The sequence below is a fragment of the Hymenobacter telluris genome, from assembly GCF_017313265.1.
GTDB lineage: Bacteria > Bacteroidota > Bacteroidia > Cytophagales > Hymenobacteraceae > Hymenobacter > Hymenobacter telluris.
In genome coordinates this window covers 96,613-111,401 of record NZ_JAFLQZ010000013.1, presented here as the reverse complement: position 1 = coordinate 111,401, position 14,789 = coordinate 96,613, and the positions used below count along the sequence as shown (strand labels likewise).

The following is a 14,789-nucleotide window of genomic DNA, read 5'->3' as shown; positions in this document are numbered from 1 at the left end:
CTCACCTTTCGTATCTTTGCGGCGCGTTTTTCCCTTCTGAAAGGCGCTGCGAACCGACTGACTTATGGAAAGAGAAGTACGGGTGCGTTTTGCGCCCAGCCCCACGGGGCCGCTGCACATCGGCGGCGTGCGCACTGCGCTGTATAACTATCTGCTGGCCCGCAAGTTGGGTGGCAAAATGCTGCTCCGCATCGAAGACACCGACCAGAACCGCTTTGTGCCCGGTGCCGAGCAGTACATCATGGATTCGTTACGCTGGTGCGGCATTGTCATCGACGAAGGTATTGAGCAGGGCGGCCCACACGCGCCGTATCGGCAGAGCGAGCGGAAGCCCATGTACCGCCAGTATGCCCAGCAGCTCATCGACAGCGGCCACGCCTACTACGCCTTCGACACCCCCGAAGAGCTGGACGCCATGCGCGCCCGTTTGCAGGCGGCCAAGGTGCCCAACCCGCAGTACAACAGCATCACCCGCGCCCAGATGCGCAACTCGCTCACGCTGCCCGAAGACGAGGTGAAGCAGCTGCTGGACAGCGGCGCGCCCTACGTTATCCGGCTGAAAGTGCCCCGCAAAGAGGAAATCCGCTTCAACGACCTGATTCGAGGTTGGGTGGTGGTGCATTCTTCGGCCGTGGATGATAAGGTGCTGATGAAGTCGGATGGCATGCCGACCTACCACCTGGCCAACATCGTGGACGACCACCTCATGGAAATCACCCACGTGATTCGGGGTGAGGAGTGGCTGCCGTCGGCGCCGTTGCACGTGCTGCTGTACCGCTATTTGGGCTGGGAAAGCACTATGCCGCAGTTTGCCCACTTGCCCTTGCTGCTCAAGCCCGATGGTACCGGCAAGCTCAGCAAGCGCGACGGCGACAAGCTCGGTTTCCCGGTGTTCCCGCTGGAATTCCACGGTACCGATGCCGAAACCGGCCAGCCGACCGTGAGCAGCGGCTACCGCGAAAGTGGCTACCTGCCCGAGGCGTTCATCAACTTCCTGGCGTTCCTGGGCTGGAACCCTGGCACCCAGCAGGAGCTGTTCACGATGGACGAGTTGATTGAGCACTTCTCGATTGAGCGGGTAAGCAAGTCGCCGGCCCGCTTCGACCAAAACAAGGTACGCTGGTACAACGAGCAATACTTGCGCGCCAAGCCCGACGCCGAGCTGGCGCAGTACCTCATCCACGACCTGCAAGCCCAAGGCTTGGAGGTGCCCGCCGACAAAGCCGAGCAGATTGCCGGCCTAGTGAAAGAGCGTGCCACCTTCCCCGCCGATTTGGCCAAGGAAGCCCAGCTGTTCTTCGAGCGCCCCACCTCTTACGATGAGCAGGTAATCAGCAAGAAATGGAACGCGCAGGTAGCTACCGGCCTGGCGGCTTTTGCGCAGGAATTACCTACTGCTTCGGATGTTACCCCCGATGGCATTAAGGCGCTGCTGACCCGCGTAATGGAGCAGCAGGGTATCAAGCTGGGGCAGGTGCTGCAGGCCTTGCGCGTAGCCGTAACCGGTGCCGCCGCCGGCCCCGACCTGATGGCCATCATGAGCATTCTGGGCCCGCAGGAAACGGCGGAGCGCATTGAAGTAGCCATTGGCAAACTGGCTGTAGCGTAACGGCGGTGGCCGTAGTGTACTTGCTTTCAGCGAAGCGCCCGGTACTGGTACCGGGCGCTTTACTTTTATAGCTCGGGGGCATCCTCGAAACGGTTATCCGGTTTTTCGGGGTAGTGGCACCGTACTATGCTAACCCCCTGTACCGCCGCTTCGTACTACGGGGCTACGGGTGCCTTGCGCGGCTCCCGCTTCTATCCGGCCTTAGTAGTTAGATCATGGCGAAGAAACCCGTTAATCCAAAGAAGAAGAACGACCCCGAAAAGAAAGCCCGCGTGCATAAGGAGCTGGAAGGGTTTGAAATAAAAGTGAATCCGTTGGGCGAAATCACCTCCAACTATTCCATTGAGGACATCAACACCTTCCTGAACCGCCACGTGCGCGACAAGAAACTGGTGAACCGCGACGGACAGTTTGGCGAGAAAGACGACGAGGATTTCCCGCTGGAAGAAGGCGCGCAGGAGCCCGAAGAGTCCGACGAGGATTTCATGCGCCGCACCAGCCGTGAAACCAAGAAGAAGGGCACCAAGGCCAACGACCCCGACGCCGCTTCTGAAGCCGCCGACACCCGCGCCGAATTGCCCGATGAGAACTAGCCAGCCTGTCCTTCCGACGCAGGAGGAATCTGGGTGCCTAACCGTTTGGTGATGTAAGCCAAGTTCCTCCTGCATCGGAAGGAAAGGCGACAGGCTTCTCTTCTTACTCCATACAAGTCCCTGGTGCTCAAGCATCAGGGACTTGCTGCGTTTGGTGGCTCAGTAAACCCAACTGCCGCGTATCGTCCGCTTGTGCCGGGGCAATATCCAGGCTTTTGCTATACTTGGGGGCCATTCACTCTTACTCCGCAAGCGCATGCAGTCCCACGACGTTGATTACAAAATTCTCGGCAATGATATTCAGGTGTTGGAGGTAGAGCTAGACCCCAACGAAACCGTTATTGCCGAAGCCGGCGCCATGGTATACATGGACGAAGCCATTGCGTTTGAAACCAAGATGGGCGACGGCTCGGAGCCCGACCAAAGTATAATGGGCAAGCTGTTTTCGGCGGGCACCCGGCTGATTACGGGCGAGTCGTTGTTTATGACGCACTTCACGCACCGCGGCGGCTATGGCAAAAGCCGGGTGGCGTTTTCGGCGCCGTATCCGGGCACCATCATCCCGCTTGATTTGGGCGTGCTGCCCAATGGCCTGATTGTGCAGAAAGACGGTTTTCTGGCGGCAGCCCGCGGCACCAAAATCAGCATTCATTTCAACCAGAAGCTAGGCGCCGGCTTTTTTGGTGGTGAAGGCTTCATTCTGCAAAAGCTAACCGGCGACGGCAAAGCCTTTATTCATGCCGGCGGCACCGTTATCGAGAAGCGCCTCAACAACGAGCTGCTGCGGGTGGATACTGGCTGCGTAGTGGCTTTCGAGCCGGGTATTGATTTCAGTATTGCGCGGGCAGGCGGCCTCAAATCCATGATTTTCGGCGGGGAAGGCTTGCTGCTGGCTACGCTACGCGGTACCGGCCGGGTATGGCTTCAGTCGATGCCGGTGAAAAAGCTGATTCAGGCGCTGGCGCCTACGGGCGGCAACGCCAGCAAGGAAAGCGGCAGCGTGCTGGGCAAGCTGGCCGGTGGCCTCTTCGACGAGTAAGCTGTACGCTGCGCAGGTGTCAGCTTAGTGAAAGCGCCCTTTACCGGTTGGTGAGGTTGACTTTTATAAGCTCGGTGCCGCGCAAAACGCCATTCTCGTAGTGCTCCACCGCTACTGGCCGGCCTTGTGCGTCAAACACCTGCCAGTCGCCAAACCAATAAAAGTGGATTTCGTGGGGCTCATCTACTATGCGCGCCTGGCCTTGGCGCTTCTTTTTACCGCCGGCCTGGTATTCGGTCATGGTGATGAGGCCATACGGGCACCGGGCAAATCGTTCGGTGCGTTCCAGGGTGCCGTTGGGCGCGTAGTACCGCCAGCGGCCGGCGTAGCGGCCGTGCCGGTAGCGCCCGAGGGCCATCGGCTGGGTTTTGGCGTCGTCGTAATAGGTTGGCCACGGTCCGTGCTGGCGCAACTGTTGGTCGTAGCGCTTATCGGACCAGAAACCAATGGGCCCGTGCTTGGCAGTGGTGCAGCTAGCCAACACCAACCAAATGGGCAAGCATAGAGCAAGGCGCATGGGGATAGGAGGATAAGCTGGATTACGTGCTACCGAAATAGCACAAGGTAACATAGCCTAGATTTTCCGTTGCGGAAGGTCTAGGCTACGTCTTTTCCGGCTATAACGCACCGTGGCTACCGGCACATATGCCCGTGAGCGGTGGGGTTTACGGGCGTTATTGATTCACTTGTGTTTGGGTTATAACTGGCGGCGCCGATGTATTGGCCAACGCCGTGGGCTCATTGCCAAACAGCTGAGTAGCAATAACGCCCAGACTCACTACCAGCGCCACTACCAACAACCCAATCAGGGCAAATACGGAGCGGTTGGTGAGGGCAAAATCGGTGGCGAATAGGCGGCGTTTCCGACGAGAAACGTAGGGGCGAGAAGAAGGAGCAATAGGAGGCACGGAGGGGGCGGCTGAGCGTCAAACAATCCTCCAATATAAAAATTAACTTTCCAATATCATTTAAATTTCACTGGATTTTTCAGAAAATTATCCTATCCAAAATTCTTATAGTTACGCAATGGCTAGTATCTCATCCAATATGTCGCGCGAGTTGCTGAGCCGGGGTACCTTGTGCTGACCGCCCAGCTTGCCACGTTGCGCCAACCACCGCTCAAACTGCCCTGGGGTGGCCACTGTTAGCACGGGCGGCAGCAGGGCTAGGTCGCGGTGGCGCTTGGCATCGTAGTCGGAATTGAGCTGGCGTAGGGTGCTGTCGAGCACTGCGGCAAAGCGCATGGTGTCCTGCGGAGGCTGGGTGAACTCAATCAGCCACTGGTGCCCGCCCCGCGAGCCGTCGGCGGCTCCGGCAAAGTAAATGGGGGCGGCCGTGAAGTCGCGGACGGTGGTATTGGTGGCCTGGCAGGCGGCGGATACGGCAGCTTCGGCGTTTTCAACCACCACTTCTTCGCCAAAGGCATTGAGAAAATGCTTGGTGCGGCCCGTAATCCGGATGCGGTAGGGCGCCAAGCTAGTGAAGCGCACCGTATCCCCGATTTTGTAGCGCCACAGCCCGGCATTGGTGCTGATAACTACGGCGTAGCGCTTACTCAGCTCCACCGCTTCGAGCGGTATGGCGCGCGGTATGGGTTCATCCCACTGATCGGCGGGCAGAAACTCGTAATAGATGCCGTGGTCGAGCAGCAGCAGCAAGTCTTCGGAATTGGGCTCGTCCTGAAGGGCCAGGTAGCCTTCGGAAGCGTTGTATACCTCTTGGTAGTGCATCTGCCCCGACGGTATCAGCTGCCGGAACAGCGCCCGGTACGGCCCAAACGCTACTGCTCCGTGCAGAAACAAACCCAGCCGGGGCCACACGTCCAGAATATTGTTGGTGCCGGCTAGCTCCATCACGCGGCGCAGCAACACAATCATCCAAGTGGGTACGCCGGCCAGCACGCGCACATCGGCGTGCAGGACGTGGCCGGCAATGCGCTTAATCTTTTCTTCCCATTCGTCTAGCAGGGCCAGCTCCAGCGGCGGGGTTCGTACGTACTCGGCCCAGGTGGGCAGGTTCTGCATGATAACCGCCGACACGTCGCCAACGCGGGAGGCCGCATCGTGGGGCCGCAACGGGTTGGGGCCATGCGTGCCGCCCAACGACAGGGTTTTGCCACCCAGTATCTGCACCTCGGGGTAGTGCAGCGTGGCCAGGGCCGTCATGTCGCGGCCGGCGCGGTAGTGGCCGTCGTGCAACGATTCGCGCGTAACCGGAATGAATTTGCTGCGGGCGTTGGTGGTGCCGCTGCTTTTGGCAAACCACTGCACCTTCCCCGGCCACAGCACATCGGCCTCGCCGCGCAGCACTCGCTCTAGCAGTGGGTATAGTTCTTCGTAGCTGCTTACGGGCACCCGCTCGGCAAACTCGCGGCCGGAAAGCTTATCGGCAAACCCGTACTGCCGTCCTACCTCGGTGTTGCGGGCCGTGTGCAGCAAGCTTTGGTGCAAGCCGTGCTGCACCTCATGCGGATGCTGCCGAAAGTGCTCGATGGAAGCCAGACGCCGCTGTACGGCCCACGTAAGAATACTGTCAAGCACAGAGGCAGGAAATTATGAGAGCAGAAAGGCGAAATGGATACGCGGCTTTTTTTACCGGCGGCAACTTATAAAAGTTACGGATAGAGAAGTGAAGAGCTAGCAGCCAGAATTCTGGCTTGTCTCTCCTAGTACCCCGCGCACTTGGCCGTCAAGAGCAGTGTAGCATTGCCTGCATCGGCCTTTCTGGAGGAAGACAGCAACCCTATTTATCTTATGAGTTGCTGGCTTTCTGCTTCTTGCTGCCACCTCTCAGCGTTTGGCTCCGCTCCTTACAGCTTCCGTTTCAGCTCGAAGTTCTTGCCCAGGTACACGCGGCGCACCATTTCGTCGGCGGCCAGCTCTTCGGCGGTGCCGGCTTTCAGCAGCTTGCCCTCAAAGAGCAGATAGGCGCGGTCCACAATGGCCAGGGTGGAGTTTACGTCGTGGTCGGTGATGAGGATGCCGATGTTCTTGTGCTTGAGCTTGGCCACGATACCCTGGATTTCTTCGGTGGCAATGGGGTCAACGCCCGCAAACGGCTCATCGAGCAGCACAAACTTGGGGTCGACAGCCAGGGCGCGGGCAATTTCGGTGCGCCGCCGCTCCCCGCCGCTCAGCACCCGGCCCAGGTTTTTGCGCACGTGGGTGAGGCTGAACTCGTTGAGTAATTCCTCTACTTTGTCGAGTTGCACTTGCTTGGGCATGTCGGTCATTTCCAACACCGCCAGAATGTTTTCCTCCACGCTCAGGTCGCGGAACACGCTGGCTTCCTGCGCCAGATACCCGATACCGAGGCGGGCGCGCTGGTAGATGGGCATCTTGGTGATTTCCCGGTCGTCGAGGTACACGCGGCCCCCGTCGGGCTTCACCATGCCCACGGTCATGTAGAACGAGGTGGTTTTGCCGGCGCCGTTCGGCCCCAGCAGCCCCACAATCTCGCCCTGCTCCACCGTCAAGGACATGTCGTTGACCACGGTGCGGGCTTTGTACTTTTTAACCAGATTATCGGCTCTCAGTATCATACGGCGCAAAGGTAACGGAACGGGCGGGGATGGTATGCAGGTAGCCTACAGGCCGAGCAAATAGACTGCCGCAGCCAATGTGCTGTATAACGCGTTATCTGCCTTTTCATTTCACTATGCTGCTAATCTACGTTAGCAGCATACTGCCTACTTACAACTGCTGCAGTAATGCATTATCCAGCGGTGAAGCAACGAATTTCGCTTGTTACTTTTTTTCCGTTATGCTCTCACTTCGCAGCTTTAGCCGCGGCGTACTCGCCTTGCTCTTTATTGGGGCTGGGGTGCTGCATTTTGTAGCGCCTGCAACGTATTTGCGCATCATGCCGCCGTACTTGCCCGCGCCGCTGTTACTGGTATACGTGAGCGGTGCCGCTGAAATTGCCGGCGGCGTGGGGTTGCTGATTCCGGCCACGCGGCAACTAGCCGGCTGGGGGCTTGTTCTGCTGCTGCTAGCGGTGTTTCCGGCCAACGTGTATATGCTGCAAACCCACGGCGCAGGACTGGCAGTGCCACAGTGGGCGCTGTGGCTCCGGCTGCCATTGCAGGCGGTCCTGATGGCCTGGGTATGGTGGAGCGCCAGAAGGTGAGGTGGTGAAGTGGTGAAGTGGTGAGTTGGACGTTTTAACGGCGCGGATTTGTGCCACTTGCGCAAGGGGCGCGGGTAGAACATCAAACTCACCACTTCACCACCTCACCACCTCACCTTTACTCCCAGCGGATGTCCTTCACGCGCAGCTGCAAGGTTTTTACGCCGCGGTACTCGTTTATCTCCACGGTGTAGCACACGCTGAACGGCTGGCCCTGCTGAATCTGGGGCAGGTGCTCACCCAGCCCAAAGCCAATAGCATCGAGCACATGGTGGCCGTCCTGGGTGAGGGCCAACTTGAGGTGCGACTGGCCGACCACCCGCGCCGAGTTGGGTGCCGCGTACACGTTGCGGGCCATGAAGGTGGGGTTGGCATTGCCGGGCCCAAACGGCTCCATCTGGCGAAGCAAGTTGTAGAAGCCGTTGGTGATGTCGCTCAAGCTCAACTCGGTATCAATATCCACCGGCGGAATCATCTGCTCGGGCAAGATGCGGCCGGCCACCACCCGCTCGAACTTCGCCCGAAACGCCGGTAGGTTCTCAACGGGCAGCGTGAGGCCCGCCGCGTACATATGGCCGCCGTACTGGTCCAGCAAATCGGCGCACTCCTCAATGGCCTGGTGCACATCGAAGCCCGCCACCGACCGGGCCGAGCCGGTGGCCTTGCCGTTGCTGTGCGTCAGGATGATGGTGGGGCGGTAGTACTTGTCGAGGCAGCGCGAGGCTACAATGCCCACTACGCCCTTGTGCCAGTCCTCTTTGTAGAGCACCGTGGTATGCGCATCCTGAAACAGCGCATCGGCCTCAATCATGTCGAGGGCTTCCTTGGTGATGCTGGTATCGAAGCCGCGGCGCTCCTGGTTGGTTTTATCCACTACCGAGGCCTTTTCGAAGGCTTCTTCCTTGGTGGCGGCCAGCAGCATGGCCACCGAGCGTTTGGCGTCGCCCATACGGCCGGCGGCGTTGATGCGCGGCGAGAAACCAAACACCAAGCTGCTAATATTCAACTCCGTGGTTTGCAGGCCAGCCAACTCCCGCAAGGCCACAATGCCGGCGCGCTGGGGCCGAGTAGGGTCGTTGAGCAGGCGCAGGCCGTGGTAAGCCAGCGTCCGGTTCTCGCCCATGATGGGCACGATGTCGGCGGCAATGCTCACGGCCACCAAATCCAGCAAATCGTAGAGCGGCGCTTCGTCGAGGCCCTGGTCTTCGGTGAAGGCCTGCATCAGCTTGAAGCCCACGCCGCAGCCACTCAGCTCCTTGAACGGGTAGGGGCAGTCGGCGCGTTTGGGGTCGAGCACGGCCACGGCGGCGGGTAGCTCGGTGCCGGGTAAGTGGTGGTCACAGATGATGAAATCAACGCCCCGCTCGTTGGCGTACTGCACTTTATCCACCGATTTCACGCCGCAGTCGAGGGCGATAATAAGGGCAAAGCCGTTATCCACCGCGAAGTCGATACCGGCTTCCGATACGCCGTAGCCTTCCTTGTAGCGGTCCGGAATGTAGTAGTCGATGCGTTCCTCCCCGAAAAAGCGGCGCAGGTAGCTGTACACCACGGCTACGGAGGTGGTACCGTCCACGTCATAGTCGCCGAATACCAGCACTTTCTGGCCGGCGTGTAGCGCCTGCGTGAGGCGAGCCACGGCGCGGTCCATGTCGAGCATCAGCAGCGGATTGGGCAGCTCGCTCAAGCTGGGCCGGAAGTACGCACGGGCCTCCTCGAAGGTGCACACGTCACGCTGGCAGAGCAACGCCACGATGGTTTCTTTTACACGCAGCGCATCGGCTAAAAGCCGGACTTTTTCAGGGTCGGGCGCAGGCTTGCGAATCCATCGTTTTTCCATAACTATAGCCAGAGGCGGGTCAGCTGTACCTTCAAAAGTACGAAGAAAAGCCTGCTCGCCCAGCCGTTTTTCACTGGCCCCGCCTTGAAATGCGTAGGTTTACTGCATGCATTCTTTACGTGAATTTCTGCGCAAATACGGCCAGTACATTGTTTCCGATGGCCTGATGTACCTGGTTTTCATCGTGGTGCTGGGGCTGATGTTCTTGTTCTTCCGGTAGGTTGCCTTACCTACTGTAGCGTCGAACCAAAACGTCATGCTAAGCTAGCCGAAGCAGCTACTTACTTCTGTCGCACTGGCAAGATGCTTCGCCCAGTTCAGCATGACGGGCTTTTTCACTTACCGTTTGGCGTTATAAACTGTCGCCGCGGAGCTTGCGGAACCGCTTGCGGGCTTCCGCCACGTAGATGCTGCCGGGGTATTTCACTAGGAACTGGTTGTAGAGTGCTTTTGCTTGTTCTTTGTCTTGCAGGTTTTCCTCCTGAATACTGGCCAGCAAGAACATAGCATCGTCGCTGAGCACGTCGTATTTGGGGTTGCTGGTGATTTTCTCGAGCGTGGTTACGGCCCCGCGGTAGTCGGCGGTGCGGCGCTGGAGTTGGGCTTTCAGGTACCAGGCATCGTCTTGCAGCGCGTGGCCAGGGTACTTTTGCAGCAGCGCATCAAGGCCTTTCAACGCTTCGGGCAGCTTGTTCTGGAATACCAGCTGCTCCACGGTAGCGTATTCGCGCAAAGCCACGCCGGCGGTGTCCATGGCCGTGTTGTCGGTTATCAACAAGCTGAGCTGCATGGCATCGTTGGCAATTTCGCGGGTGGTGGCTTCCTTCAGAATATCCAGGTGGCTTTTGGCCAGCTTGAAGTCACCGGCAAAGTAGCTCAGGCGGGCGTTGCGCAGCTTGGCCTCGTAGCCCAGCGGCGAGTCTTTGTGCGACTTTTCCACCTGCGAGTACAGCAGCGTAGCTTCCCAAGGCTCCCCGCGCAACAGATAAATATCGGCCAGGTTGATTTTGGCTTCGTCTACTACGTCGAGGCTGGCGCGGGGCATATCAATCACCTGCTGAAGCAGCGTCATGGCCTGGGGCTTTTCATCGAGCTGGAAAGCATGTAGCACGGCCATGTTGCGCAGGATGGAAGCCGTCTGAGGCGTGGTGCCCAGCTCGGTTAGCACCTGCTGATATTCGGTGATGAGGCCCCGGATTTTATTGGGGTCAACGGGATAGGTTTCGCGCACTTGCGCCTCACGGGTTTGCACCAGCCGCTGCCGGGCCGCCGCGTAGAACGGGCCGCCCTTATACTCGCGCAAGATGTACTCGTAGCCGCTGATGGCGCTTTCGTAGTCTTTGTTGTACTGCGCAATACCGGCAATGTCCATTACCCGGCTGCCTTCGGTGCGGCCGCGCCTATCCAGCGCCTTGGCTTGCACCAGTGCCCCCGTAAAGTCGCGGCGTTGCACTTGCAGCCACAGCAGCAGCTCGCTGTACACGCCGCGCTCCGGGTATTTCTGCACGTTGGTGAGCAGCTGGCGCTCCAGCGTGTCAAAGTCCTTCTCGTCGTGCAGGCTGTTTTGCAGCATGTTGCGCACGAAAGGGAGTTGCTGCTCGTCTTCTACCAAACGCAGGGTTTCGGCCAGCAGCCTCTCGGTGTTGCCGCTCTGGGTGTAAAGCTGCACCAGCTGCGGACTGAAGTCGGTTTCGTTTTTCGACAGCACTCGGCCCCGCAAATACGTTTTCTCGGCCCACTCGGGCAGGTTGCGGCCACTGAACTCGGCGGCTACGGGCAGCACTTGCGCCGTAGTAAGCTGGCTCAGCACTTTGTCGTACTGCTTGGTGGCGGCGGCCTGGTCGCCGGCGGTGGTGTAAAGGCTACCCAGCGCCACCCCGTAGCCAGCTTCCTCGGGGTGCTGCTTGATGGCCCGCTTCATCAGCTTTTCAGCGTCTTTGTAGCGCTTCAAGCCCTGCAACGACGCTAGATAGTCGGGCAGGATGTTGGGGGCCGTTTGCGCATCGGCAGAGAGCTTGCTGAACAGAAACGCCGCCTTTTCATGTTCGCCCTTGCGCGTGTACTCCTTGGCCAGGGTCACGTTGCCGACCTCCTGCTGCGCCTGAAGAGGAGCAGCCGAGAGCAGCAGAAAAGAAAACAGCAGCGGACGAACGTAGCGCATAGCAGATGATTGCTTGATTGTTGTTAGCTGATTGTTGGCTGCTCATGGCAAGGACAGCTCATCAACCGCACAAGTAGGTGTAACAACGCAAACGGCGCTGCCACCAGATTCATTTCAAGATAAGCAAGAAATCCGGGGGCCCGGAAATCTGGCTGGAGCACTTGTCGGCTGAGTTTGCGCAGAATAGCAGGTGTGAGGCAGCAGAACCTTACTGGCATAAAAAAAGCCGCTCCTTCGGGAGCGGCTTTCTGTTCAGCTACACTTGCTCTTAGAAGAACTTGTTTCGCTCGTCTTTCACGTTGGCGTTGGTTTTCACGGCTTCGTAGATCAGGCCATCGGCGCGGCCGGTACGCTGAGTAGTCAGTTGCTTGCGCACGGCGGCTATGTCGGTTGGCGTAGTTGGCTTCTGCACACTTACCGGCTCTACAATCAGCACGCCCTGCTCGCCCTGGATTGGGGCCGACTTCTGGCCGGGCTTCAACCCGAAGGCTTTGCCAACGGCCAGCGGCTCGGTGCCCAGGCCTGGAATGGCGCCGGTACCCAGCACTACGCCGTCAGCGGTTTTCACTTGAGCGGCAGCACCGTATCCGGCAGCCAGTTGCTCTAGCGTACCGTTTTTGCCGTTTAGCTTGGCCATAATCTGCTTGGCTTTTTCCTCGTTGCGCACAGCCGCAGTGAGTTCGGGCTTGAGGCCGGCCACATCGGCTACGCCTTTGCTCCGCTCGCCGGTCAGCACGGCTACCACGTACTGGTCGTTCACGTCGAATACCTCCGACACGTCGCCTACTTTGGTGGTTTTACCGCCCGTACCATACGCCCAGCGCACAACTTCGCGGGCACCTTGCAGGTTGTTCACGGCTTGGTCGCCGCGGCCGAGGCCACGGGCTTCTTGCTTTTGCAGCGTCTTGTCTTTCGCTACCACTTTGCGCAACGACTCCAGATCAGTTATTTGGCCTTTCAGTTCCTGCGCCTTGGCATAAGCCGCGTCCCGAGTGGCATCGGAAGGCTCAATTTTCTTCTGCACGGCAGCCAGCTGGTAGGTCTGGTTGGTTTTAGGAGCCGTGATTTTGATGATGTGGTAGCCGAATGACGTTTTCACGGGAGCGGGCAGCAAACCGGTAGCCGAAGCGCCGAAGATGGCCTTTTCGAACTCCGGTACCATGCGGCCCTGCTGGAACCAGCCCAAGTCGCCGCCGGTGCTTACCGTACCGTCGGTGCCGTACTGGCGAGCCATAGCGGCAAAGTCGGCACCCCCTTTGATTTTATTGAGAACCTCGGTAGCCTTAGCTTTAGCGGCGGCATCTGCCTCGGGCGTGGTGCCTTCGGGCTTGATGAGGATGTGGCTGGCGCGGGCAGCATAGGCGGTACCAGCTTTCTGGCCGGTTACTTTGAACAGGCTGGTCGTGCCATTCTCGGCGTACGGGCCGTACACTTTCCCTACCGTGAGGGGCAGCTGCTGGCGCAGTTTCTCGGGCATATCAGCCGGCGACAGGTAGGCGCCGTTGTAGGGCTGGTCGGAATTGAGTTTCACGAACAGCGAGTCGTTGGGCGCCGACGCAAATTGCACGGCCAGCTGCGCTACGTTCTGACGCACGGCGGCGCTGTCTTCTTTGGACGCTACCACTGGCACAGTTACGTACTCAATGGATCGGCCATCTTCCACTTTGTAGCGGCTCTTGTTCTTATCGAGGTAAGCCTGCAGCTGGTCGTCGGTTACTTTCACCGCCGAATCGGAGATGGAGAAGTACGGAATGAACAGGTAGCGCAGGCTGGCCTTGGTGTTCTGGTCCTCGTCGAAGCGCTTGGCTTCGGCGGTGGTTACGTAGGTGCTGAGCTTGATGAGGTTGTTGTACTTCTGGCCCGCCCGCTCGGGGCCGAGGTTGGCTTCGAAGTTCAACCAAGCCGCCTGGGCATCGGGTGGCAGCTTGTCGAGACCTTGCAGATATTGAATGATCTTGCTCCGGTCGAACTGGCCGGTTTGCTGATCGGTGAAGGCCTGCCGGATGCTGGGGTGAATGTTCTTGCCCTGCACCATGTCGGTCAGCTCGTCTTCCGAAACAGTCAGGCCCAACTTATCGAACTCCTTCTGAAAGGCAATTTTGTAGATGGTCTGGTTCCAGGCCTGGTCGCGCAGATAGCCCATAGCCTGCTCGTCGGGCTGGCGGCCCTGCTGCTGGATGAAGCCCTGCTTGGCCTGCTCCAGTGCGGCGTTGAAATCGTTCAGCTCGATCTTCTGGCCAGCCACTTCCCCCACCACATTCTCGTTGCCGCCGAAGAGCTTGTTCTTCCCTCCTATCAGGTCGCCGCCCACGATAAAGAGCAGCATGCCGATGGCCACGGTGCCCACGGCCCAGCCTGATTTTTCCCGAATCGTGTTGATTAATGCCATTTACTTGAAAAAAAGCTCAGTAGGTAATTCGTAAAGAGTCGCAAAATAATCAGAAAAAGTGAGGCAGTGGCAGTAGTGAAATGGTGAAATAGTGAAATGGTGAGTTTGATGTTCGGCTTGCGTCACGTAAAAGCACCGGCAGAACGCAAACTCACCATTTCACTATTTCACCAGCTCACTTATCCGCGGCGCTTGTTGCGGGGCACGGGCTTGGCGTTGCTTGCAGGCTGCTTAGGTTTAGGAGCGGGCTTCACTTCCTCTTCCGGCTTGAGGTACCGAAACAGCAGCACGCACACAAACGAAATCATGAACAGCCAATAATGGTCAAGCAGAGCGTTTTTGTCGTTTTGCAGTACCGTTTCATAGGCCCCAATCACGAAGGATACCACGGCCAGGGAAAACAGAATGGTACGAAACAGGGACTTATCGAAGTGTACCTTCATTACGGCGTACCAACTGACTTTTCAACGATAAAGACGCCGGTGGGCTTCATAAACTTGTAGTGGCCGGTCGTCATATTGTAGTTCAGGCCGTAGCCCGTCAATGAGTCGGTGGGCGTTACGAGCTGCGCAAACATAGCCGAATCGGTATAAACAATACTCCGCTGCTTGTCATAGAACAGCTCCTCGGTGTACATGCGCTGCTGCTTTTCCACGTTGCGCACCCGCACGTCGCCGCGCATGGTGTAGAGGTTCTTCACCTTATCGAACCGGGCATATTTGCCGGTTAGCGTGTTCACCACCTGCTTGCCGCTCTTGTCGTAGAACTCCACCTTCACGCCTTTCGAGTACAGCTGGTCGCCGTTTTCAAACTGCTGTTCCAGCGGGGCCGTGTACCTGATTTGTAGCTTGGCCGAGTCGCTGTACAAGGTCAGCACGTTGGTGGTTTCCAGCAGCGGCCCTTTGTACTGCACGGGTTTGGCTGCTTCGGGTGCCGATTTTTTGCAACTGAAAGCCAACGTGCCCGCCAGCAGCCACAAAAACGTGGTACGGGCGGGCAAGAAGGGTAATAACGAAATAGACTTCATGAT

General features: G+C 58.4%; 13 protein-coding genes. 4 read left to right on the top strand and 9 right to left on the bottom strand.

Going from position 1 to position 14,789, the window contains the following annotated elements; all coding sequences use genetic code 11:
- Positions 1–64: 64 nt before the first annotated feature.
- The 3 genes from gltX to J0X19_RS17455 all read left to right on the top strand — a co-directional run bounded on the left by gltX (position 65) and on the right by J0X19_RS17455 (position 3,241).
- Entirely contained in the window at positions 65–1,609 is a 1,545-nt protein-coding gene (gltX, locus tag J0X19_RS17465; RefSeq protein ID WP_206985715.1) for a glutamate--tRNA ligase, read from the top strand.
- Positions 1,610–1,824: 215 nt separating this feature from the next.
- Positions 1,825–2,202, top strand: a complete 378-nt coding sequence (locus J0X19_RS17460; protein WP_206985714.1) for a hypothetical protein — start codon at positions 1,825–1,827, stop codon at positions 2,200–2,202.
- 256 nt (positions 2,203–2,458) lie between these two features.
- Positions 2,459–3,241: a TIGR00266 family protein gene (locus J0X19_RS17455; RefSeq protein WP_206985713.1), complete on the top strand. Its 783-nt coding sequence runs from the start codon at positions 2,459–2,461 to the stop codon at positions 3,239–3,241.
- Between the two features lie 40 nt (positions 3,242–3,281).
- On the opposite strand, the gene J0X19_RS17450 is transcribed toward J0X19_RS17455, so the two are convergent.
- The 4 genes from J0X19_RS17450 to lptB all read right to left on the bottom strand — a co-directional run bounded on the left by J0X19_RS17450 (position 3,282) and on the right by lptB (position 6,782).
- A complete protein-coding gene (locus J0X19_RS17450; protein WP_206985712.1) occupies positions 3,282–3,758 on the bottom strand; it encodes a toxin-antitoxin system YwqK family antitoxin in 477 nt (158 codons plus the stop codon).
- A 157-nt stretch (positions 3,759–3,915) separates the two neighbouring features.
- Complete coding sequence (locus J0X19_RS17445; RefSeq protein WP_206985711.1) at positions 3,916–4,149, bottom strand: hypothetical protein; 234 nt, start codon at positions 4,147–4,149, stop codon at positions 3,916–3,918.
- A gap of 111 nt (positions 4,150–4,260) precedes the next feature.
- A complete protein-coding gene (locus tag J0X19_RS17440; RefSeq protein ID WP_206985710.1) occupies positions 4,261–5,781 on the bottom strand; it encodes a GH3 auxin-responsive promoter family protein in 1,521 nt (506 codons plus the stop codon).
- Between the two features lie 269 nt (positions 5,782–6,050).
- Positions 6,051–6,782: an LPS export ABC transporter ATP-binding protein gene (gene lptB, locus J0X19_RS17435; RefSeq protein WP_206985709.1), complete on the bottom strand. Its 732-nt coding sequence runs from the start codon at positions 6,780–6,782 to the stop codon at positions 6,051–6,053.
- Positions 6,783–7,003: 221 nt separating this feature from the next.
- Between lptB and J0X19_RS17430 the strand changes: the two genes are divergently transcribed.
- Positions 7,004–7,369 carry a DoxX family protein gene (locus J0X19_RS17430; protein ID WP_206985708.1) on the top strand — a complete coding sequence of 122 codons (366 nt, stop codon included), beginning with the start codon at positions 7,004–7,006 and terminating at the stop codon, positions 7,367–7,369.
- A gap of 118 nt (positions 7,370–7,487) precedes the next feature.
- Here the strand turns inward: J0X19_RS17430 and recJ are convergent, their stop codons facing one another.
- The 5 genes from recJ to lptC all read right to left on the bottom strand — a co-directional run bounded on the left by recJ (position 7,488) and on the right by lptC (position 14,786).
- On the bottom strand, positions 7,488–9,209 hold the full coding sequence (gene recJ, locus J0X19_RS17425) for a single-stranded-DNA-specific exonuclease RecJ (protein ID WP_206985707.1): 1,722 nt from the start codon (positions 9,207–9,209) through the stop codon (positions 7,488–7,490).
- A 352-nt stretch (positions 9,210–9,561) separates the two neighbouring features.
- The gene (locus J0X19_RS17420) at positions 9,562–11,370 is read right to left on the bottom strand and encodes a tetratricopeptide repeat protein (protein WP_206985706.1); all 1,809 of its coding nucleotides are present in this window, start codon (positions 11,368–11,370) and stop codon (positions 9,562–9,564) included.
- Positions 11,371–11,638: 268 nt separating this feature from the next.
- The gene (locus tag J0X19_RS17415) at positions 11,639–13,759 is read right to left on the bottom strand and encodes a peptidylprolyl isomerase (RefSeq protein WP_206985705.1); all 2,121 of its coding nucleotides are present in this window, start codon (positions 13,757–13,759) and stop codon (positions 11,639–11,641) included.
- Positions 13,760–13,938: 179 nt separating this feature from the next.
- Entirely contained in the window at positions 13,939–14,202 is a 264-nt protein-coding gene (locus tag J0X19_RS17410; protein ID WP_206985704.1) for a hypothetical protein, read from the bottom strand.
- Positions 14,202–14,786, bottom strand: a complete 585-nt coding sequence (lptC, locus tag J0X19_RS17405; RefSeq protein WP_206985703.1) for an LPS export ABC transporter periplasmic protein LptC — start codon at positions 14,784–14,786, stop codon at positions 14,202–14,204. Before lptC ends, J0X19_RS17410 begins: the two co-directional genes overlap by 1 nt.
- Between the last annotated feature and the right edge of the window lie 3 nt (positions 14,787–14,789).